Below are 19,519 nucleotides of genomic sequence, written 5' to 3' on the forward strand. Positions count from 1 at the left end.
CGATGATCGATCTGCACTGCCACACCCTCCACTCCGACGGCACGGACACGCCCGAGCGGCTGGCCCTGCTCGCGGACGAGGCGCGGTTGACCGCCCTGTGCCTGACCGACCACGACACCCTGGGTGGCATCCCGGCCTTCCTCGCCATGCAGCCGCAGGTGAAGGTCCGCTTGCTGGTCGGGACGGAACTGAGCTGCCGCTTCCTGGGCCGCTCCCTCCATGTGCTGGGCCTGCTCGTGGATCCCGCCGATGCCTGCTTCCAGGCCCGCCTTGGGGACCTGCGTGGACGCCGGGACGACCGGAACCGCCGCATGATCGCGCGCCTGGCGGAGCTGGGCTGCCCCATCACCTACGAGGAAGTCCAGGCCCAGGCCGAAACCCCCCTGCTCTCCCGCGTCCACTTCGCCAAGGCCCTCGCCGCGCGGGGCTTCGTGCGCCGGGCGCCGGAGGCCTTCGAGCGGCTCATCGGTGATGACTGCCCCGGCTTCGTCCCGCGCGAGGAACTGAGCCCGGCCGAGGCCGCCCGCTGGATCCGAGAAGCCGGGGGCGTGCCCGTGGTGGCCCACCCCGGCCGCTTCGCCAACGGGGGCTTCCGCTGGGACGAGGCCATGCAGGACCTCCAGCGCGAAGGCCTGGAGGGACTGGAGGGCTATTACGGCGAGTACCGGGCCGCCGAACAGAAATACTTCGTGGCGCTGGCTGCGCGCCTCGGCATGGTCGTCACCGGCGGCAGCGACTACCACGGCGGGAACAAGCCGGGTCTCCGGCTCGGCAGTGGGCGCGGTGGGCTCAAGGTGCCCGACGACCTGCTGGAGCGCCTGGAAACCCAGCAAAAAAATGGCACTTATCGCTGAAGGCCGATAGGCTGAAAGCACTGAGGCCGATATGTCCGAGCGCATCCTCCTCGTCGAGGACGACCCCATCAACATCAAGTTCATCTCAACCGTCCTTGTAAAAAAGGGGGGCTACGAAGTCGTCGTCTCCGAAGAAGTGGATGAGATCCTGCGCCTGGCCCGCGAGACGGATTTGAAGGCCGTCATCATGGATGTGAGCCTGTCCCGATCGAGCTACGAGGGCCGCAAGGTGGATGGCATCTTCATCACGCAGCTCCTCAAGCAGGACGCGGCCACGCGCCACATTCCCGTCCTGCTCGCCACGGCCCACGCCATGTTCGGGGACCGGGAGAAATACCTGGAGCTGACCGGCGCGGAAGGCTACATCGCCAAGCCGATCCATGATCCCGCATCACTCATCGAGGCGGTGAAGGCCGTCATCGGGCACTGACCATGGCCATGAAACCCGCTCCCCTCGCCGCCTTCCGGCTTCTGCTGGAGTACGACGGCAGCCGTTTCCAGGGCTGGCAGAAACAGGGACCGAAGCAGTCCCGCGAGGGCGTGCGCACCGTGGCCGGGAGCCTGGAGCACGCCATCCACGAAGCCGGCCTGCGGCTCCTCTACCTGGGCGGCGCGGGACGGACGGATGCGGGCGTTCATGCCCTGGGCCAGGTCGCCCACCTCCACCTGGAAGCCAAGGGCGCCCCACGCCCCGGCGAGCTGCGGCGCCTCCTGGATGCGGCCCTGCCCCAGGATGTCGCCGTGCGGGATGTGCGGTCCTGCCCTCCGCGCTTCCATGCCCGGCACGACGCCGTGGACCGCAGCTACCTGTACCAGATCAGCCACCGCCGCAGCGCCTTCGGCAAGCCGTGGATCTGGTGGGTGAAGCGCAGCCTCGATCCCCAGAAATTGAGCCAGGCCTGGAGCGCCTTCCAGGGCGATCTGGATGTGAGCGCCTTTGCCGATCTGGATCCCGAAGAGGACGGCCGCAGCCGGATCATCCGCTGCGAAGTCGTCGAAAGTGGTTCCCTCACCCTCCTGCGGGTGCGGGCCACCCACTTCTTCCGTCGCCAGGTGCGCCGCATGGTGGGCGCCTCCGTGGCCTGCGCCCTGGGCGAAGAAGAACCCCGCCGCGTGCTGGAGGATCTCCGCAACCCCACGGAAGCCGCCAATCTCTACTGGGGCGCCAAGGCCGCCCCCGCCTCGGGCCTGTTCCTGGAGGCCGTGCGCTACGCCGGCGATCCCGAACCCGGACCGCCGAAGCCCACCCTCTCCATTCCCTGAGGACGCCCCTGATGCTCACCCGCGATGAAGCCTGGCAGCTGCTCTGCGAATGGACGCCCTCTGCCAAGCTGCGCGTCCACGCCTGCGCCGTGGAGCTGGTCATGCGCGACCTCGCGGGCCGGCTGGGCGAAGATGTGGAGCGTTTCGGCCTCGCGGGCCTGCTGCACGACGCGGACTACGACACCTGGCCCGAGGAGCACCCGACACGCATCGTGGCCTGGTTGCGGGAGCGCGGCGAGGCGGATCTGGCCCATGCCATCAGCGCCCACTACACCCGCTGGGGCGTACCTTACGACCATCTGCTGGACAAAGCCCTGCTGGCCTCCGACGAGATCACGGGCTTCGTCATGGCCTGCGCCCTTGTGCGGCCCACCCGCACCGAGGGCCTGGAGCCGAAGAGCGTGAAGAAGAAGCTGAAGGACAAGGCCTTCGCGGCGGGGGTCGATCGCTTCGAAGTGGCTGAGGGCCTCCGGATGCTCATCGAGGCCAAGGGCGGGACCGAGGAGGAGCACCTGGCCCGCATCATCGCCGTGTTGCACGAGCACCGCGAAGAACTCGGACTCAGCTAGTGGGCCGGCTCTAGCGGACGACGAAGGCCTCGCCCAGCGTCTCGGCGATGCGCCGTCGGCGGAGGATGAGCGTCCGCAGATATTCCTGTTTTTCGAGCAGGGTCTTCCGGCGCAGGGGCTCATCGGGCAAGGCCCTGGGCCCTTCCTGGGGGTCGGAAAGCCGGTCCACTTCCGCCCGGGTCCGGGCCTCGGCGGCGGCGACGCGGATGACGCGGATCGCCCGTTTCGCACCGGGCGCCCCCCAGTTGTTCTCGGTCCACAAGGGCTCAAAGGCCGCTTCCGCCAGCACCACCCGCTCCTGGCCGTCAGCCTGGCGCCGGCGCTCGAAGACGGCCTGCAGGGCCGCCCCGTCCCGGCTGTCGCCCCCCGCCACCGGGAACAGGTCCGCCCGGTACATGCGGTCCTGGTTGCTGATGAAGTTGCCCAGAGAGTAGACCACCAGGGCCTTCCGCCCTTCCACCTCCAGCAGCTCCGCGGGCTGCAGCACATGGGGATGGTGACCCAGCAGGAGATCGCACCCCGCCTCCACCAGCTTCCGGGCGAGCTCCCGCTGCCGCTTCGTGGGCTGCCGCTGGTACTCGTTCCCCCAGTGGACGCTCACCACCACCAGGTCGGCCCTTTCCCGGGCCTCCCGCACGGCCGCCAGGGCCGGCTCCAGATCCAGCGGACGCACCCAGGGCTCGGTGGCCCGGCGATTCAGGTCCAGATTGAAGAGATCCGTGAAACCCAGGAAGGCCACCTTCAACCCCTGCCGTTCGACCACATGCAGCGCCTCGGCCCGGGGCCGGTCTTCGCCGCTTCCCACCGCCACGAGCGCCTCCGCCCGCAGGCGCTCCAGCGTTTCGCGCACGCCCCTCGGCCCCTGGTCGAAGGCATGGTTGTTGGCCGTGGACAGGACGGTGAACCCGCTCGTCCGCAGGGCCGCAGGGAGGGTGGCCGGGGCGTTGAACTGGAACGGTATCCCGGGCCGGCCCGTGCTGGGCGCGATGGGCGTCTCCAGGTTGCCGAAGGCGACATCGGCCCCCTGGAACAGCGGCAGCAGATCCTCCCACAGGGCCGGGTACCCCTGCGGGTGGGCCTCGGCGGCCGCCTTCACATCCTGGTGCATGAGGATGTCCCCCACCGCCACGAGGCGGATCCGCAGGGGCGGAGGAGAGGAGGGCCCGGCCTTCTCCCGGGATCGGCAGGCCGAGGCCAGGAGCACCAGCCCAGCCGCCGCCAGGGCGGCTCCAGCCCGGCGCGGACAGGGCATCAGGCCCATTCCTCCGGCCCGTAATAGACCTCTACCGGCAGGCCCGGCAGCCGGGATCGCAGGCTGGCGGCCAGGGCGTCCATTTCGAGCCGCGGCAGCGGCCGGGCCTCGGGTTCCGGGGTGGGCCGGGCCACCGTGTAGAGCTGGATGGCCTGAAGCTTCCCCCCCTGCGCGAGAATCGTCTCCAGGCGCCCGCAGTAGGCCCCAACTTCCTCGGCGGAAGGCCCCCGTCCCTTCCAGCTCAGGAAGAGCGTCTGGATCAGGATGGGCCAGCGGCGGGCCGTGGCCAGCAGGTTGTCGAGGATGCGCGTGAAGGGCACCTGGCTGCGGCAGATCTCCCGGTAGTAGGCCTCGGTGCCCGCGTCGAGCTTGGCCCAGACCTCCCCATGGTTCGCCATCAGCACTTCCAGGCCCCGCACCACATCCGGGGCCTGGAGGCGGCTGGAGTCCGTGATGAGGATGAGCTTGACCAGGTCCAACCCCCGGACCCGCTTCAGGTCGGCCACGCAGGTCACGGCCTCGGCGAAGGCCGGGGCCGTGGTGGGCTCTCCGTCGCCGCTGAACGCGATGTCGTTGAGGCGCCGCTGCTCCGGCCGCGCGGAATCAAAGGGGGGGATGTCGTAGATCTCGCCGCTTGTGGCCAGGTCCAGCAACAGGCCCAGCTCCTGCCGGAGCAGATCCAGATCCAGGTCGCGGCGCTTGGGCGGGGTGAGGCGGTCCACCTCGCAGTAGACGCAATCGAAGTTGCAGACCTTGTCGGGGTTCAGGTTCACACCCAGGCTCACGCCACGGCTGCGCCGCGAGATCACGGGATAGCAGTAGTCAAAATCCCGCCAGACGCGACGGTGATCCAGATGGGCCTTGATGAGCTCTGACATGGCACCAGAATACGCGAGTCAGGCGCGATTGGCCCGGCCGTCCCGGGCCCGGTGGGCAGCTTCCGCCACCTGGACCATCTCCGGCTTCCACAGGATCGGCTCCGGTTGCAGGGCCTCATTCACGGCCACCATCACGAATTCGCCGCTGGTGACATCCCGGCGCTGATCCGACACCGGCTCATAGACCTGGACCTCGAGCTGGAGGGTGAGGCTCGTGTGTCCCTGCCGGGTGATCCCGATGTAGAACTCGATGATCTCCCCGGCCCGCACCGGGCTGTGGAAGACCAGTTCCGAGACCTTAACCGTGAGGAACCGCCGGTTCCGGGACATGAGCGAGGCCGTGATCCCGGCCACCTTGTCCATGCGGGACATCATGTCGCCGCCGAAGAGGGTGGCATTGAGGCCGATGTCCTGATCCAGGACCATTTCTCGTGAAATCAGCATGGTAAAAACTAACCACCAAGACACCAAGACACCAAGAAAAGAAAAAGCAGTTCTTGGTGTCTTGGTGTCTTGGTGGTGAAGCTTTTGGTGGCGGCTACTTCAGGCGCTCGGCCAGGGCGCGGCCCATGTCGGCCGGGCTCTGCACCACGGTGATGCCCGCAGCGGTGAGGGCCTTCATCTTCTCGGCGGCGGTGCCCTTGCCCCCGGAGATGATGGCACCGGCGTGGCCCATGCGGCGCCCCGGAGGGGCCGTCTGGCCGGCGATGAAGGCCACCACGGGCTTCTTCATGTTGGCCTTCACCCAGGCGGCGGCATCTTCCTCGGCGCTGCCGCCGATCTCGCCGATCATGATGACGGCGTGAGTGTCGGGGTCGTTGTTGAACAGCTCCAGCGCGTCGATGTGGCTGGTGCCGCTCACGGGGTCACCGCCGATGCCGATGCAGGTGCTCTGGCCAATGCCCAGCGCCGTGAGCTGGCCCACGGCCTCATAGGTGAGGGTGCCGGAGCGGCTGACCACGCCCACATGCCCCTGCTTGTGGATGCGGCCGGGCATGATGCCGATCTTGGCCATGCCGGGGCTGATGATGCCCGGGCAGTTGGGACCGATGAGGCGGCTCTTGGGGTAGTTGGGCAGCACCCGCTTGACCTTGACCATGTCGAGGACGGGGATGCCCTCGGTGATGCAGACGATCAGCTCGATGCCCGCGTCGAGGGCCTCGAGAATGGCATCCGCGGCGGCCACGGGGGGCACGAAGATCATGGTGGCGTTGGCGCCGGTCTTGGCCACGGCTTCCTGGACGGTGTTGAAGACGGGGAAACCTTCGATCTCGGTACCGCCTTTGCCGGGGGTCACGCCGCCCACGACCTTGGTGCCGTAGTCCCGGCAGCCCTTGGCGTGGAAGAGGCCTTCGCGGCCCGTGATGCCCTGGACGATGAGTTTGGTGTGGTTGCCCACGAGAACGGCCATGTCATACCTCGCAAAAATGGAATCGATCGAGTTCCGTGGTGGGACTACTTGACGGAGGCGACCACCTTCTCGGCGGCATCCTTCAGGTCGGTGGCGACGATGAGGTTCAGGCCGCTTTCCGCGAGGATCTTCTTGCCCTCCTCGACATTGGTTCCTTCCAGGCGGACGACCACGGGCACCTTGATGCCGATTTCCTTGGCGGCGTTCACGATGCCGGAGGCCACGATGTCGCAGCGCATGATGCCGCCGAAGATGTTCACCAGCACGGCCTTCACCGCCTTGTCCTGCAGGATGATGCGGAAGGCGTTCTTCACCGCGTCCTCGGTGGCGCTGCCGCCCACATCCAGGAAGTTGGCCGGGGAGCTGCCGCAGTACTTGATGATGTCCATGGTGGCCATGGCGAGGCCGGCGCCGTTCACCATGCAGCCGATGCTGCCGTCCAGCTTGATGAAGTTGAGGTTGTACTTGCTGGCTTCCACTTCCTCCTCCGCTTCCTCATTGAGGTCGCGGTAGGCCAGCACATCCGGGTGGCGGACCAGGCCGTTGTCGTCGAAGCCGATCTTGGCGTCCAGGGCCGTGACATCCCCCTGCTTGGTGATCACCAGCGGGTTGATCTCCACCATGGAGCAGTCCTTCTCCACGAAGAGCTTGTACAGGTTCTGCAGGAAGACCACGCCCTGCTTGAAGGAGTTGCCTTCGAGCCCCAGGGCGAAGGCCACCTGGCGGGCCTGGAAGCCGTTCAGACCCAGGGCCGGATCCACGGCCACCTTGACGATCTTCTCGGGAGTCTTCTCGGCGACTTCCTCGATCTCCACACCGCCTTCAGTCGAGGCCAGGATGGTGATCCGGCTGGTGACGCGATCCACCAGGAAGCTCAGGTAGAGTTCCCGCTCGATGTCCACGGGCTTGGAAAGGAAGACCGTGCGGACCTTGCGGCCTTCGGCACCGGTCTGCTTCGTGACCAGCTGCATGCCGATCATGGCCTTGAACAGCTCGGCGGCCTTGTCGGGATCCGTGGCGAACTTCACACCGCCACCCTTGCCGCGACCACCGGCATGGATCTGCGCCTTGACCACGCTGGCCCCACCGAACTCCTTGGTGATCATGCGGGCCTCTTCCGCATCCTGGGCCACCTTCCCATCCGGGGTGGCTACCTTGTACTGCCGCAGCAGTTCCTTGGCCTGGTATTCGTGGATATTCATGGTCACTCCCGAAAGGGTCACCTTCCAGTCTAGCGACCGGAGGCCAAAGCCCGAACCCCGAAGGCTGTGACCCGTGGCATCCTTTGAATCTCCAGGGAGGAGTTTCCCCATGGCCCAACTGGACCGGCTGCTTTCCCATGTCATCGCCAAAGGCGGCTCGAAGCTGCGCCTCGAGGCGGACAAGCGGCCCTCCCTCGAACTGAGGCGCGGCGGGAGCGTGGACCTCCTCCCGAACCCCCTGCCCGCCGTGATGGTGGATGTGTTGGCCGGAGATGTGGTGCCTCCGGAGCTCAAGAACGCCTGGGCCACGGAGGGCCGCGCGGAATTCGAGTACAACCTCTCCGGCCAGGCCTTCCTGATCCGTCTGACCCGCTACCAGGAGGCGGCCCAGATCACGGCCGAACATCTCGGCCCGGCAGCCCCCGCCCCCACCGTCAAGGCCGACCTCCCTGCGGCCGCGCTGTCTATGGCCCCAGATGTGGCGCCGACGGCTGCACCAGCCGCTAAGCCAGCCCAGCCCATGACCCCGAAATCCGCCCCGAAACCTGCGCCCGGCGGAACCGGCGGCACCTCTCGACACGCCCTGGCCGAGCGGCTGTTCGCCGCGCTGCTGGAATGCCAGGGCTCCGACCTGCACTGCACCAGCCGCGAGGCCCCTCTGGTCCGGGTGCACGGCGACATGCAGGAACTGCCCGGCTTCCAGCCCCTGGAACCGGAGGCCCTCCTCGAGTTGATGGAGGCCCTGGCCACGCCGGACGCCTGGGCCCGGTTCCAGAGCCATCGCGACGCGGATTTCGCCCACGCCTACGACGCGGGCGGGTGCCGGCTGCGGGTGAACTACTTCCACGACCGGGTAGGCCCGGGTTTCGTCTGCCGCGTCATCCCCAACCAGATTCCCGATCCCGACAAGCTCGGCCTGCCCGATCCCGTCCGGCGCCTCTGCAACCTGGCCAAGGGCCTGGTGCTGGTGACGGGCCCCACAGGCAGCGGCAAATCCACGACCCTGGCGGCCATCCTCGACCTGGCCAACCAGAAGCGGAGAGACCACATCCTCACCATCGAGGATCCCATCGAGTTCGTGCATCCCCGCAAGGGCTGCCTGGTGAACCAGCGCGAAGTGGGCACGCACACCGACAGCTTCAAGAGCGGCCTGCGCGCCGCGCTCCGCGAGGATCCCGACATCGTGATGGTGGGCGAGATGCGCGACCTGGAAACCATCGCCATCGCCCTGGAGACCGCCGTCACCGGCCACCTGGTCTTCGGGACCCTGCACACCAGCAGCGCCATCGGCACCATCGATCGCATCGTGGACCAGTTTCCCGCGGATCGGCAGCAGCAGATTCGCGTGATGCTGGCGGATGCCCTGAAGTGCGTGGTCAGTCAGATCCTGCTCAAGAAGATCGGCGGGGGCCGCGTCGCGGCCCTGGAGACCCTCTTCATCAGCCCGGCCATCGCCAACCTCATCCGCGAAGGCAAGAACTTCCAGATCCCCAGCGCCATGCAGACTGGCCGCAGCTACGGTCAGAAGCTCATGAACGACTCCCTGATCGAGCTCATCAAGGACAAGAAGGTCGAGGCCATGGAGGCCTACCTCAAGTGCCCCGACAAGGAGAGCTTCATCGCCGCCTGCAAGCGGGCGGGGATCCCCTTCGACCTGAGGCTGGGGGAAGTCGAAGCTTAGGGCCCCGGCAGCCCTTGCGCAGAGGCCCGGCCATCCCATCCTGGATAGCGCCTGCGGGCCAGGTTCCATGCGTCTGCCCACCCGGGGGTCCCCTTTTGGGAACCCCGGTGAAGTTTGTAGTGATTTGCCTTCTTTCAGGGAGATGCATCCAAGCCCGCCCCGATCAGAGTTCATTTTGAGATCTGTCCTGGAGGTGGAGCATGGCCCTGCAACTGGGGAAGTCCCCTCAAACACCCAAAACGGCCCCCGCGAAAAGGGGACCGGTCCATCCCAAGGCCCGCAAAGCGCAGGCCGTGGTGGCCGTCCTCCCCTTCCTGGATCAGCGCCCGGGGGGCGCCGATTCCCACCTCAGTGAAGGCATCGCCGAGGAGGTTCTGCAGGCCCTCAACCACCTGGAAGGCCTCCAGGTGGTCTCCAGGACCACCTCCTTCCGCTACGGAGGATCAACCCTCTCCCCACTGGCGGTGGGCCGCCGCCTGCACGCGACCGTGATCCTGGCGGGTACGCTCCGCAAGGAGGCATCCCTCCTGACCCTGAAGGCGGAACTGGTGGAGGTGAAATCGGGACGGGTCGCCTGGTCCAAAGCCTATGCCTTCGACCGGCCGGATCTCTTCAAGACGCTGGACGACCTCACCGGCTGCGTGGCCTCGGCTCTCCATGTGCCGGCCTCCATCCGACCCCGCTATGCGGTGGATCTCGAAGCCTACGAGTCCTACCTGCGGGGACGACAGGCCTACTTCCAGTTCAACCGCCAGGGCATGCGTTCCGCGGCCGAGATGTATCGGCGCGCCCTGGACCTGGATCCGGATTTCCCCTCGGCCTGGGCAGGCCTGGCCAACTGCGCGGCCTTCACCTACATCTACATCGACCGCACCGAACCTCAGCGGGAGCTGGCGGAGTCCTGCAGCCGCAAGGCCCTGGAGTTGGACCCCGACCTGGCCGAGGCGCACGCCTCCCGGGGCGTGGCCCTCTCGGCCGCCGGCCTGGCCGACGAGGCCGAGGCGGCCTTCGAGACGGCCCTCCGCCTGGACCCCAACCTCTTCGCGGCGGCCTACTTCTATGCGCGCCACTGCTTCGCCAACGGGAAGCTGGAAAGGGCCATCGAGTACTTCGAATGGGCCGCCGCCCTCCGTCCCGAAGACTTCCAGGCCATCCTGCTCGTGGCGCAGGTCTACCACAGCCTGGGTCTGGAGGATGAGGCCGAGCGCGCCCGCAGGACCGGGCTGGCCCTGGTGGAGGAACGGCTGGAACGGGTTCCCGAGGATGTGCGCGCCCGCTACCTGGGGGCCAATGCCCTCGTGGCCCTGGGGGAGCGGGAGAAGGGCCTGGACTGGGCCCGCAAGGCCCGGAGCATGGATCCGGACGACCCGATGCTGCTCTACAACCTGGGCTGCATCCATGCCCTCGCGGGCGATCCCGAGGAGAGCCTGGAGTGCCTTGAACGGGCGGCCGCCGGAGGACTCTCCCAGAAGGACTGGTTCATCCACGACGGGGATCTGGATGCCGTCCGGTCCCACCCCCGCTTCCAGGCTCTGATGGCACGGCTGGGGAGCTGATCGGAGGGTCCCGCTTCACTTGCTTCGCGACAGCAGGGCCTCGGGAATCTCGCGCAACAGCTCGCCCGTGGCGGCCTCGCCCTGCACGAGGGCCAGGTGGGCCACGGCATTCCTGGAGGCCTTCACCGCGAGTTCGCGGGTCTCGGCCAAGGCGTCGTGCTGAACGATGAGGGCGCGGAGGTGGGCTTCCTCATCCTCGGGAATGGGCACTTCCTCGCCCCGATCCCAGATGGTCCGGACCAGGGATCGGGCCTCGTCCGGGGCCTTCTCAAGCAGGGTGAGCATGGGCAGCGTGAGCTTACCCTCGCGCAGGTCGCTGAAGGCCGGTTTGCCCAGCTGCTCGCTGGTGGCGGTGTAGTCCAGGAGATCGTCCACCAGCTGAAAGGCCCGGCCCACTTCCAGGCCGTACTGGCGCATGGCGATGCATTCCTCTGGGTTCCGCCCTGTGAGGACGGCGCCCGTCTCTGTGCAGCCGCTGAACAGCAGGGCGGTCTTCCGCTCCTGGATGTCGAAGTAATCCTTCCGGCTGGTGTCCAGCTTGAAGAGCACATCGTTCTGGATCAGCTCACCCTCGATCATGCGGGTGGTGACCTCTGCGAAGATCTCCATCATCCGCCAGCTGCGCCCGGCGATGGCCTCGCTCATGGCCACCAGGTAGAGCACATCCCCGAAGAGCACGGTCAGGGTGTTGCCCCAGAGCCGGTTGAGGGTGGGCATGCTCCGGCGGAGCTGGGCGTGGTCGATGACATCGTCATGCACCAGGGTGGCCGTGTGGACCAGCTCGAAGACCGCGCCGAACCTCACATCATCCTCGTTCTGCACGCCGCAGAAGCGGGACGACAACATCACCAGGGCCGGCCGCAGGCGCTTCCCCTGCCCCCCTCGGACATGGTCCGCCAGCTTCTGGACCACCTCCACATCACTCTGCAGAATGCGCTGCAGCTCTGCCTCCACACCCGCCAGCTTCGGGGCGATGGGAAGGAAATAGCGGGAGAGGTCCAATCGGCTCAAAGTCAGCCCCGGTAGTTGGTGAACTGCAGGTCCAGCCCCTGATCGTCCTTCTTGAAGAGGGCGATGACTTCCTGCAGGTCGTCGCGGCTCTTGCCGCTCACCCGGAGCTGGTCGCCCTGGATGCTGGCCTGGACCTTGATCTTCGCGTCCTTCACAGCCTTGATGAGCCCCTTGGCCTTCTCCACGGGGATGCCCTGGTGGATGGTGACCTCCTGGCGGACCGTCCCCTTGGAGGCGGGCTCGATCTTGCCGTATTCCATGCTGCGGATGCTCACGCCGCGCTTGTGCAGCTTGGTCTGAAGCACATCAATGACGGCCTTCAGCTTCACTTCGTCGTCGCTCGTGAGCACCAGGATCTTGTCGTCCTTGAGCTCGATCTTGGAGACCGATCCCTTGAAGTCATAGCGCTGGCCGATCTCCTTCATGGCCTGGGAGACGGCGTTCTTCACCTCGTCCAGGTCCACCTTGCAGACGACATCAAACGAACATTCGCTGGCCATGGGCACTCCTCATCCGGGTCCAGCCTCCAGACTAGCGCCTCGCGCGGCTTCGGGAAAAGGCGACAAGCCGGTTCAGAGTTCCAATCGCTGCCGAAGGGCGGGCCAGCCCTCCCACAAGCCCAGGAACTGGAAGGCCGCCAGAACCAGGGCGTGGTGGATCTCCCCCCGGCGCATGCGGGCCTGCCATTCGGGCCAGGAGCAGGCCCAGACCTGGAGCTCTTCGGCTGGATCCAGGGCCAAGGCTCCATCGGCCTCGCAGTCCAGGGCCAGGAAGGTGTGGCAGCGGTTGTTCTGGGTGGCGGGGTTCGGGGTGCAGCTGCCCAGGGCCACCCACCGATCGGACACGAAGCCCGTCTCTTCTCGCAATTCGCGGCGGGCAGCCTCGGCCGGGGTCTCCCCCGCATCGCAACCCCCTCCGGGGATCTCCAGCGTCGGGGCATCGATGCCGTGACGGAACTGCTCCACCACCAGGAGGTCACCCTCGCAGGTGAAGGCCACCACATTCACCCAATCGGGGCCCTGGAGGCGATAGAAGGCGTGCTGGCGCCCCGTGTGCGGGCTCCGCCGCTGGGCGACGATCTGGCGGAAGAGACGCGAATCCTGGCGCACACTCTCGGACTCCTGGATCCAGGCGGCGGCAGGATCGAAGCCCTCGGGGTGGCGGTGGAGGAGGCGCATCAGTAGCGGGGCACTGTGGGATCCAGGCGGCTATAGGCATCAATACCGCCGGCGAGGTGGGCCAGGTCCTTGAATCCCGCGCCCTGGAGGAAGCGCAGCGCATAGAGGCTGCGGGTGCCATGGTGGCAGTAGGCCGCCACGGGTCGGGTGGGGTCCAGCTCGCCCACACGGTCCGCCAGTTCGCCCAGAGGGATCAGGACGGCTCCGGGAATCCGGGCGAGGTCATACTCCCAGGGCTCCCGGACATCGAGCCGCTGGACGGTCCCGTCGAGGTCCCGGTAGGTCTCCGGGGAGAGGTGGATGCCTTGTTCAAACATGCGGCGGCCCTCCGGAGCCGAGCACCCGGCTGCAGATGTGGTGGGTGATGACATCCAGGGCCGTGCGGTTCTCCACGCCCGTGGGCACGATCAGGTCGGCCCAGCGCTTGCTGGGTTCCACGAACTCCAGGTGCATGGGCCTCACGCTCTGTTCGTACTGGTCCATGACGCTTTCCAGGCTGCGGCCCCGCTCCCGGGTGTCCCGGCGGATGCGCCGCAGGATGCGGATGTCCGCGTCCGTGTCCACGAAGACCTTCATGTCCAGCTGATCGCGCAGCTCCGGCAAGGCGAAGAGCAGCAGCCCCTCCAGGATCACGACCTGGCCCGGCGGCAGGGGGGCTTCCCAGCCGGTGCGGTCCGACAGGGTGAAATCATAGGTCGGCTTCCGGATGCTTTCGCCGCGATGCATCGCCGACAGGTGGGAGGCCATCAGCTCCAGATCGAAGGCGTGGGGGTGGTCCCAGTTGACGGGCCGGTCCCCGAAGCGCCCCTTCACGACCTCGAGAGGGGCGTAGTAGGCGTCCATGTCCAGCAGGAGGGCGGCCACGGTCTTCTTCTTGAGCCGCTTCACCAGCTCGGCGGCCACGGAGGTCTTCCCGCTCCCGGAGCCCCCCACGATGCCCACCAGCATCGGTCTGTCGATCATGACGCCCCCTTTCTTCCATCCTACTTCACACGCCTCTGCTAAGGTTCATGCCATGAAGCGCACGCGCATCACTCCCGCCCTGGCCCTTCTGACGCTGCTGGCCGGCTGCAGTTCGGAAGACCCCCGGCTTCCAGGCAACCTCTACGAGGAGGCCCGGAAGCTGAATCTGGAGGGCCGGAGCCTCGAAGCCCGGGCCATGATGAAGCAGTTGGCGGAGCGCTACCCGGATTCCGAGGCCGCTCACCAGGCCAAGCGGGACCTCTACCTCATCGAGGCTTTCGTGAGCCGCGACATGGCCGACCGCCAGCGGCAGGTCCGCGGGGCCATGAAGCGCGTCACCGATGCCCTCATCCGGTTCAAGACGAAGAAGGGGGAATATCCCGTGGCCCTGCACGAGTTGGTTCCCGAGTACCTCGACCAGGTGCCCGAGGCGCCCTGGGGGCACCCCTTCCTCTACCGGCCCTATGTCACCCGCCCCGTGGAGGAGATCCAGGTCAAGCGGGGCCCCGTGCGGCAGAAATTCAACACCAAGTTCGACGGCTATTATCTCGCCTGCCTCGGGACCGACCTCCTACCCGGAGGCGAAGGCCTGGCTGGCGACCTCCTCATCAAAGATGGCGCCCCCTGGAGCGAGGCGGGCCTCCCGCCCATCCCCCAGCCCCAGCCGGTGCGCTGAGGCGCTTGCGCCCAAGTACGCGGAATGCGGCCCAAGGGCCGCATTCCGTCGTCATGTCCGTAGGAGAGAAGCTACTTCACGCCCCAATCCAGGATCACCTTCCCGCTCTGCCCGCTCCGCATCGCGTCAAAACCCTTCTGGAAATCGTCGATACCGAAGCGATGCGTGATCACCGGGGTGATGTCCAGGCCGCTCTGGATCATCGCGGCCATCTTGTACCAGGTCTCGAACATCTCGCGGCCATAGATCCCCTTCAGGATGAGGCCCTTGAAGATCACCTGGCTCCAGTCGATGGCGCAGTCGCCCGGAAGGATCCCCAGCAGCGCCACTCGGCCGCCATGGTGCATGGCCTCCAGCATGGATTCGAAGGCGTTGCGGTTGCCGCTCATCTCCAGGCCCACATCGAACCCCTCGGTCATGCCCAGGTCCTTCATGACCTCGGGGAGGCCCTTCTTCATGGGGTTCACGGCGACCGTGGCGCCCATTTTCCGGGCCAGGTCGAGCCGGTATTCATTCACATCCGTGATCACCACATGGCGGGCACCCACATGCTTGGCGATGGCCACCGCCATGATGCCGATGGGGCCTGCGCCCGTGATCAGCACATCCTCGCCCACCATGTCGAAGCTCAGGGCCGTGTGGGCCGCATTGCCGTAGGGATCGAAGATGGAGGCCACCTCGTCGGGCACATTGTCCGGGACCTTGAAGACATTGAAGGCCGGGATGGACAGGTACTCAGCGAAGGAGCCTGTGCGGTTCACCCCCACGCCCACGGTGTTGCGGCAGAGGTGGCGCTTGCCCGCCCGGCAGTTGCGGCAGTGGCCGCAGGTGATGTGGCCCTCGCCGCTGACGCGGTCCCCGGGCTGATAACCCTCCACCTCGGCACCCACCTGCTCGATGACGCCGAAATACTCGTGTCCCACCACCATGGGCACGGGTATGGTCTTCTGGGCCCAGTCGTCCCAGTTGTAGATGTGCACATCGGTGCCGCAGATCGCGCTCTTGTGGACGCGGATCAGGACATCGTTCGGCCCCACCTGGGGCATGGGCGCCTCGCCCATCCAGATGCCTTCCTCGCGCTTGGACTTCAACAGGACTTTCATGCGTGCCTCCAACCGCACCATTTCAACATCAAGGGCAAGGCGGGCCAACTTCGGTCTTCCCGGCTTGACGATTCGAGAAACCGGCCGATAAGGTGCTTCCAGGCCTTCCATGACTTCCTCCCCCCTGCGGCCCAACCGCCATTCCAATCGGTTCCCTCGCGCGGATCGCGCGTGGGCCGGTGAGGGCGTCTCCTAGATCCCTGATTTCCCGGACCACCCCCGATTCGCGACAGCGGATCGGGGGTTTTTCTTTTGGAGCCTCCATGTGCGGCATTCTCACCATCCTCGGCATCGACCCGGCCCGGTCCAATCCCGCCGAACTCCGGCGCCAGGCCCTGGCCATGGCACGGAAGATCCGCCACCGGGGCCCCGACTGGAGCGGCATCTTCGCCGACGACCGGGCGATCCTCGTCCATGAGCGGCTGTCCATCGTGGATGTGGAACATGGCGCCCAACCCCTGATCGACACCCTCCAGGGCACGGTGCTGGCGGTCAATGGCGAAATCTACAACCACCGGGACCTCCAAGAGGAGCTGCGGGAGCCCCACGACTTCCAGACCCTGTCGGACTGCGAGGTGATCCTCTACCTCTACGACGAGCATTCCCCCAAGGACTTCCTCAACCGCATGAACGGCATCTTCGCGTTCGTCCTCTACGATCCCAAGCGGGAGACCTTTCTCATCGCCCGGGATCCCATCGGTGTGGTGCCGCTCTATGTGGGCTGGGACGAGGCGGGCAACCTCTACGCCGCCTCGGAGATGAAGGCCCTGGTGGGCCACTGTGAAAGGATCCGCGAGTTCCCGCCGGGGCACTTCTTCCTGGGGCACCAGGCGGACAAAGGGTTCCAGTGCTACTACGAGCCGGACTGGGCCGAACCCGGCCAGGTGCCGCAGGAGCCCTATGATCCCGCGGCCCTCCGGAAGGCCCTGGAGGCCGCCGTGCGCCGCCAGCTCATGTGCGATGTGCCCTATGGCGTCCTGATCTCGGGAGGCGTGGACTCGTCGCTGATCGCCGCCATCGCCGCCCAGTACCGGGAGGGCCGGGTGGAGGCGGGCGGCAGCGCCCCGGCCTGGTGGCCCCGGATCCACAGCTTCGCCGTGGGCCTGAAGGGCGCGCCGGACCTCGGCCCCGCCCGGCTGGTGGCCGACCATATCGGTGCCATCCACCACGAGGTCCACTTCACCGTGCAGGAGGGCCTGGATGCGCTCTCGGATGTGATCTACCACCTGGAGACCTTCGACATCACGACGATCAGAGCTTCCACGCCCATGTACCTCATGATGCGGAAGATCCGGGCCATGGGCATCAAGATGGTGCTGTCGGGCGAGGGGGCCGACGAGATCTTCGGCGGCTACCTCTACTTCCACAAGGCGCCGGACGGAGCCGAGCTGCATGCGGAAACCGTGCGGAAGCTCCAGAAGCTGCACCTCTACGACTGCGCCCGGGCCAACAAGTCCAGTGCCGCCTGGGGTGTGGAGGCCCGGGTCCCCTTCCTGGACCGCGAGTTCCTGGATGTGGCCATGCGCCTGGACCCCTCGGTGAAATTGCCGCGCAACGCCGCCCGGCCCCACCCCATCGAGAAGTTCCCCCTGCGGAAGGCCTTCGAGGGGCTCATCCCCGACGAGGTGCTGTGGCGCCAGAAGGAGCAGTTTTCCGATGGGGTCGGCTACGCCTGGATCGATGCCCTCAAGGCCACCGCCGAACGGGAGATCAGCGATGCCATGATGCAGGCCGCGGCGGTCCGCTTCCCCGTGAAGACGCCCGAAACCAAGGAGGCCTACCTCTACCGCCAGTTCTTCGAGCACCACTTCCCTTCCGCTGCGGCCGTCGAGTGCGTCCCCCACGAGCGCAGCGTGGCCTGCAGCACGCCCATCGCTCTGGCCTGGGATGCGGCTTTCGCGGCCATGGCCGATCCCTCGGGGCGAGCTGTTCGCGATGTCCACCAGCAGGGCCACCGCTAGCCTCTGGACCTCCCGCCCGCGCTATCATGCATCAGCCAGCAGACCTGGATGCCCGTGGTGAGCGTGCCCTCCGACCAACGACAGTTTCCCCGCATCCCCATCGCCTACCGGGTGAAGGTGGTGACCGGCGACCAGATCCTCGCCTTCCCCTCGGCGATCAACATCAGCCTGGGCGGCATCCTGGTCGGAGGCACGGAGCGGCTTCCCCTCGGCAGTGCCTGCGGTGTGGCGATCCTCCTCGAGGACGCCGAGGCCGGCAAGCGGATCGTGACCCGAGGCACCGTGGTCCGGGCCGATGCGGATGGCATGGCCATCGCGTTCTCCAGGGACCTCGAACCCGCCAGCCTCGAAGCCCTGAGGGCCTTGATCCAATCTCTGAGCCCGCAGACGGATCAGGCCTTCGAGACCGACATCAAGGCCTGCGGATAGCCGCCTCCCGACGGGAAGCGTCCGCCCACCCGAATCAGCCCCGGAGCCCCCTGTGCAGCACCCAGAATCCGCCTTCTCGCGCCTCATGGACTACATCAAGCCCGGCTCCGCCGCCCGAGGCACCGCCGAAGAGGCGTGGGTCCCGCCTGTCTTCGAGCGGTACGAGGACATCAAGCCCTGGCTGGCCGAGTCCGTCCTGAGCGCCACCATGTACGAGCGGTTCCCGGACGGCCGCTGGACCATCCAGCTCCTGTTGAAGGAGCAGAATCCGGGAACCTACCGGTACATCGTGCTGTAGGTCAGGCGATCACCTTCAGCTCGCGGCCCACCTTGGTGAAGGCGGCAATGGCATGATCCAGGTCCGCGCGGGTGTGGGCGGCGCTCATCTGGGTGCGGATGCGGGCCTGGCCCTTGGGCACCACGGGGAAGAAGAAGCCGATGACATAGACGCCCTCATCGAGGAGCTTCTTGGCGAACTCCTGGGCCAGGGGGGCCTCGTAGAGCATGACCGGCACGATGGGATGCTCGCCCGGCAGCAGCTTGAACCCGGCCTTCTCCATTCCGGCGCGGAAGTAGCGGGCGTTCTCGTGCACCTGCCGGATGAGGCCCTGGCTGTCCTTGAGCAGATCCAGCACTTTCAGGGTCGCCGCCACAATGGCCGGGGCCACGGAATTCGAGAACAGGTAGGGCCGGGCCTTCTGCCGCAGCCAGTCGATGGCCTCGCGCTTGCCCGCGATGTAGCCGCCCGAGGCGCCGCCCAGGGCCTTGCCGAAGGTACCCGTCATGAAGTCCACGCGGCCCATGACGCCGCAGTGCTCATGCGTGCCGCGGCCGTTCTCACCCATGAAGCCCACGGCATGGCTGTCGTCCACCATCACCATGGCGCCGTACTTCTCCGCCAGGTCACAGATGGCCGCGAGCTTGGCGATGTAGCCGTCCATGCTGAAGACGCCGTCCGTCACCACCAGCTTGAAGCGGGCCCCGGCGGCATCCGCGGCCTTCAGCTGGGCTTCCAGATCGGCCATGTCCGAATTGGCGTAGCGGAAGCGCTTGGCCTTGCAGAGCCGGATGCCGTCGATGATGGAGGCGTGGTTCAGGGCGTCGCTGATGATCGCATCCTCCTCCCCCAGCAAGCCCTCGAAGATGGCGCCGTTGGCGTCGAAACAGGAGGAATAAAGTTGCGTGTCTTCGAAGCCCAGGAAGGCGGCGAGCTTGAGTTCGAGCTCCCGATGGATGTCCTGGGTGCCGCAGATGAACCGCACCGAGGCCATGCCGAAGCCATGGCCATCCATCACCGACTTGGCGGCCTGGATGACTTCCGGATGGTTCGCCAGGCCGAGGTAGTTGTTGGCGCACAGGCACACCACATCCCGGCCGTTGGCCTTCATCTGGGGCTGCTGCGGCGAGGTGATGACGCGCTCGGTCTTGTAGAGCCCGGCCTCCTTCAGCAGCTCGATCTCGCGGTTGAGGTGGGCCAGGTAGCCAGGATTCACGGCAATCTCCTATCGTCAGCAACTTGATAGGATACTGCG

22 protein-coding genes are annotated in these 19,519 nt (G+C 66.8%); 10 read left to right on the forward strand and 12 right to left on the reverse strand.

Going from position 1 to position 19,519, the window contains the following annotated elements; all coding sequences use genetic code 11:
- Positions 1-2 precede the first annotated feature (2 nt).
- From QZ647_RS07020 to QZ647_RS07035, 4 genes are read left to right on the forward strand one after another with little or no spacing between them, the layout of a single operon-like run.
- Positions 3-854: a PHP domain-containing protein gene (locus QZ647_RS07020; protein WP_291271470.1), complete on the forward strand. Its 852-nt coding sequence runs from the start codon at positions 3-5 to the stop codon at positions 852-854.
- Positions 855-885: 31 nt separating this feature from the next.
- The gene (locus tag QZ647_RS07025) at positions 886-1,284 is read left to right on the forward strand and encodes a response regulator (protein WP_286355975.1); all 399 of its coding nucleotides are present in this window, start codon (positions 886-888) and stop codon (positions 1,282-1,284) included.
- Positions 1,285-1,292: 8 nt separating this feature from the next.
- The gene (locus QZ647_RS07030) at positions 1,293-2,117 is read left to right on the forward strand and encodes a hypothetical protein (protein WP_291271471.1); all 825 of its coding nucleotides are present in this window, start codon (positions 1,293-1,295) and stop codon (positions 2,115-2,117) included.
- Between the two features lie 11 nt (positions 2,118-2,128).
- Positions 2,129-2,686: an HD domain-containing protein gene (locus QZ647_RS07035; RefSeq protein ID WP_291271472.1), complete on the forward strand. Its 558-nt coding sequence runs from the start codon at positions 2,129-2,131 to the stop codon at positions 2,684-2,686.
- 10 nt (positions 2,687-2,696) lie between these two features.
- On the opposite strand, the gene QZ647_RS07040 is transcribed toward QZ647_RS07035, so the two are convergent.
- The 5 genes from QZ647_RS07040 to sucC all read right to left on the reverse strand — a co-directional run bounded on the left by QZ647_RS07040 (position 2,697) and on the right by sucC (position 7,429).
- The gene (locus tag QZ647_RS07040; protein ID WP_291271473.1) at positions 2,697-3,938 is read right to left on the reverse strand and encodes a CapA family protein; all 1,242 of its coding nucleotides are present in this window, start codon (positions 3,936-3,938) and stop codon (positions 2,697-2,699) included.
- Positions 3,938-4,816, reverse strand: a complete 879-nt coding sequence (locus tag QZ647_RS07045) for a hypothetical protein (RefSeq protein WP_291271474.1) — start codon at positions 4,814-4,816, stop codon at positions 3,938-3,940. Before QZ647_RS07045 ends, QZ647_RS07040 begins: the two co-directional genes overlap by 1 nt.
- A gap of 18 nt (positions 4,817-4,834) precedes the next feature.
- On the reverse strand, positions 4,835-5,260 hold the full coding sequence (locus QZ647_RS07050) for a hotdog domain-containing protein (RefSeq protein WP_291271475.1): 426 nt from the start codon (positions 5,258-5,260) through the stop codon (positions 4,835-4,837).
- 94 nt (positions 5,261-5,354) lie between these two features.
- Entirely contained in the window at positions 5,355-6,227 is an 873-nt protein-coding gene (gene sucD / locus QZ647_RS07055) for a succinate--CoA ligase subunit alpha (RefSeq protein ID WP_291271476.1), read from the reverse strand.
- Positions 6,228-6,271: 44 nt separating this feature from the next.
- Positions 6,272-7,429, reverse strand: coding sequence for an ADP-forming succinate--CoA ligase subunit beta (gene sucC / locus QZ647_RS07060; RefSeq protein WP_291271477.1), 1,158 nt, complete (start codon positions 7,427-7,429; stop codon positions 6,272-6,274).
- A gap of 109 nt (positions 7,430-7,538) precedes the next feature.
- Here sucC and QZ647_RS07065 point away from each other — a divergent pair, with 109 nt between their 5' ends.
- Together QZ647_RS07065 and QZ647_RS07070 are read left to right on the forward strand one after the other, a co-directional pair.
- Complete coding sequence (locus QZ647_RS07065; RefSeq protein WP_291271478.1) at positions 7,539-9,110, forward strand: PilT/PilU family type 4a pilus ATPase; 1,572 nt, start codon at positions 7,539-7,541, stop codon at positions 9,108-9,110.
- A 200-nt stretch (positions 9,111-9,310) separates the two neighbouring features.
- A complete protein-coding gene (locus QZ647_RS07070) occupies positions 9,311-10,666 on the forward strand; it encodes a tetratricopeptide repeat protein (protein ID WP_291271479.1) in 1,356 nt (451 codons plus the stop codon).
- A 15-nt stretch (positions 10,667-10,681) separates the two neighbouring features.
- Here QZ647_RS07070 and QZ647_RS07075 read toward each other — a convergent pair whose 3' ends face one another.
- The 5 genes from QZ647_RS07075 to udk form a co-directional block, all read right to left on the reverse strand.
- Entirely contained in the window at positions 10,682-11,677 is a 996-nt protein-coding gene (locus tag QZ647_RS07075) for a polyprenyl synthetase family protein (RefSeq protein WP_291271480.1), read from the reverse strand.
- A gap of 2 nt (positions 11,678-11,679) precedes the next feature.
- Positions 11,680-12,177 carry a YajQ family cyclic di-GMP-binding protein gene (locus QZ647_RS07080; RefSeq protein WP_291271481.1) on the reverse strand — a complete coding sequence of 166 codons (498 nt, stop codon included), beginning with the start codon at positions 12,175-12,177 and terminating at the stop codon, positions 11,680-11,682.
- A 72-nt stretch (positions 12,178-12,249) separates the two neighbouring features.
- Complete coding sequence (locus QZ647_RS07085; RefSeq protein ID WP_291271482.1) at positions 12,250-12,855, reverse strand: NUDIX hydrolase; 606 nt, start codon at positions 12,853-12,855, stop codon at positions 12,250-12,252.
- Entirely contained in the window at positions 12,855-13,172 is a 318-nt protein-coding gene (locus tag QZ647_RS07090) for a rhodanese-like domain-containing protein (RefSeq protein WP_291271483.1), read from the reverse strand. Before QZ647_RS07090 ends, QZ647_RS07085 begins: the two co-directional genes overlap by 1 nt.
- Positions 13,165-13,818, reverse strand: coding sequence for a uridine kinase (gene udk / locus QZ647_RS07095; RefSeq protein WP_291271484.1), 654 nt, complete (start codon positions 13,816-13,818; stop codon positions 13,165-13,167). Before udk ends, QZ647_RS07090 begins: the two co-directional genes overlap by 8 nt.
- Before the next feature lie 52 nt (positions 13,819-13,870).
- Between udk and QZ647_RS07100 the strand changes: the two genes are divergently transcribed.
- Positions 13,871-14,494, forward strand: coding sequence for a hypothetical protein (locus tag QZ647_RS07100; RefSeq protein ID WP_291271485.1), 624 nt, complete (start codon positions 13,871-13,873; stop codon positions 14,492-14,494).
- A 71-nt stretch (positions 14,495-14,565) separates the two neighbouring features.
- Here QZ647_RS07100 and tdh read toward each other — a convergent pair whose 3' ends face one another.
- Positions 14,566-15,597 (reverse strand): L-threonine 3-dehydrogenase, encoded by a 1,032-nt coding sequence (gene tdh, locus QZ647_RS07105; RefSeq protein WP_291271486.1) that lies wholly within the window; start codon positions 15,595-15,597, stop codon positions 14,566-14,568.
- Between the two features lie 263 nt (positions 15,598-15,860).
- Here tdh and asnB point away from each other — a divergent pair, with 263 nt between their 5' ends.
- The 3 genes from asnB to QZ647_RS07120 are packed head-to-tail and all read left to right on the forward strand — an operon-like array spanning position 15,861 to position 18,285.
- Positions 15,861-17,558, forward strand: a complete 1,698-nt coding sequence (gene asnB, locus QZ647_RS07110; protein ID WP_291271487.1) for an asparagine synthase B — start codon at positions 15,861-15,863, stop codon at positions 17,556-17,558.
- Between the two features lie 57 nt (positions 17,559-17,615).
- On the forward strand, positions 17,616-17,987 hold the full coding sequence (locus tag QZ647_RS07115) for a PilZ domain-containing protein (RefSeq protein WP_291271488.1): 372 nt from the start codon (positions 17,616-17,618) through the stop codon (positions 17,985-17,987).
- 52 nt (positions 17,988-18,039) lie between these two features.
- Positions 18,040-18,285, forward strand: coding sequence for a hypothetical protein (locus tag QZ647_RS07120; protein ID WP_291271489.1), 246 nt, complete (start codon positions 18,040-18,042; stop codon positions 18,283-18,285).
- 1 nt (position 18,286) lies between these two features.
- Here QZ647_RS07120 and QZ647_RS07125 read toward each other — a convergent pair whose 3' ends face one another.
- The gene (locus QZ647_RS07125) at positions 18,287-19,480 is read right to left on the reverse strand and encodes a glycine C-acetyltransferase (RefSeq protein ID WP_291271490.1); all 1,194 of its coding nucleotides are present in this window, start codon (positions 19,478-19,480) and stop codon (positions 18,287-18,289) included.
- Between the last annotated feature and the right edge of the window lie 39 nt (positions 19,481-19,519).

The sequence above is a fragment of the Geothrix sp. genome, from assembly GCF_020622065.1.
Taxonomy (GTDB): Bacteria; Acidobacteriota; Holophagae; order Holophagales; family Holophagaceae; genus Geothrix.

What these genes read in the sequence shown, in the direction of transcription:
- QZ647_RS07090 (WP_291271483.1), bottom strand. Translation starts at nt 13,172, where the DNA reads ATGTTTGAACAAGGCATCCACCTCTCCCCGGAGACCTACCGGGACCTC.
- QZ647_RS07040 (WP_291271473.1), bottom strand. Translation starts at nt 3,938, where the DNA reads ATGCCCTGTCCGCGCCGGGCTGGAGCCGCCCTGGCGGCGGCTGGGCTG.
- asnB (WP_291271487.1), top strand. Translation starts at nt 15,861, where the DNA reads ATGTGCGGCATTCTCACCATCCTCGGCATCGACCCGGCCCGGTCCAAT.
- tdh (WP_291271486.1), bottom strand. Translation starts at nt 15,597, where the DNA reads ATGAAAGTCCTGTTGAAGTCCAAGCGCGAGGAAGGCATCTGGATGGGC.
- QZ647_RS07065 (WP_291271478.1), top strand. Translation starts at nt 7,539, where the DNA reads ATGGCCCAACTGGACCGGCTGCTTTCCCATGTCATCGCCAAAGGCGGC.
- QZ647_RS07020 (WP_291271470.1), top strand. Translation starts at nt 3, where the DNA reads ATGATCGATCTGCACTGCCACACCCTCCACTCCGACGGCACGGACACG.
- QZ647_RS07025 (WP_286355975.1), top strand. Translation starts at nt 886, where the DNA reads ATGTCCGAGCGCATCCTCCTCGTCGAGGACGACCCCATCAACATCAAG.
- QZ647_RS07070 (WP_291271479.1), top strand. Translation starts at nt 9,311, where the DNA reads ATGGCCCTGCAACTGGGGAAGTCCCCTCAAACACCCAAAACGGCCCCC.
- QZ647_RS07030 (WP_291271471.1), top strand. Translation starts at nt 1,293, where the DNA reads ATGAAACCCGCTCCCCTCGCCGCCTTCCGGCTTCTGCTGGAGTACGAC.
- QZ647_RS07050 (WP_291271475.1), bottom strand. Translation starts at nt 5,260, where the DNA reads ATGCTGATTTCACGAGAAATGGTCCTGGATCAGGACATCGGCCTCAAT.
- sucD (WP_291271476.1), bottom strand. Translation starts at nt 6,227, where the DNA reads ATGGCCGTTCTCGTGGGCAACCACACCAAACTCATCGTCCAGGGCATC.
- QZ647_RS07100 (WP_291271485.1), top strand. Translation starts at nt 13,871, where the DNA reads ATGAAGCGCACGCGCATCACTCCCGCCCTGGCCCTTCTGACGCTGCTG.
- QZ647_RS07085 (WP_291271482.1), bottom strand. Translation starts at nt 12,855, where the DNA reads ATGCGCCTCCTCCACCGCCACCCCGAGGGCTTCGATCCTGCCGCCGCC.
- QZ647_RS07080 (WP_291271481.1), bottom strand. Translation starts at nt 12,177, where the DNA reads ATGGCCAGCGAATGTTCGTTTGATGTCGTCTGCAAGGTGGACCTGGAC.
- udk (WP_291271484.1), bottom strand. Translation starts at nt 13,818, where the DNA reads ATGATCGACAGACCGATGCTGGTGGGCATCGTGGGGGGCTCCGGGAGC.
- QZ647_RS07045 (WP_291271474.1), bottom strand. Translation starts at nt 4,816, where the DNA reads ATGTCAGAGCTCATCAAGGCCCATCTGGATCACCGTCGCGTCTGGCGG.
- QZ647_RS07035 (WP_291271472.1), top strand. Translation starts at nt 2,129, where the DNA reads ATGCTCACCCGCGATGAAGCCTGGCAGCTGCTCTGCGAATGGACGCCC.
- sucC (WP_291271477.1), bottom strand. Translation starts at nt 7,429, where the DNA reads ATGAATATCCACGAATACCAGGCCAAGGAACTGCTGCGGCAGTACAAG.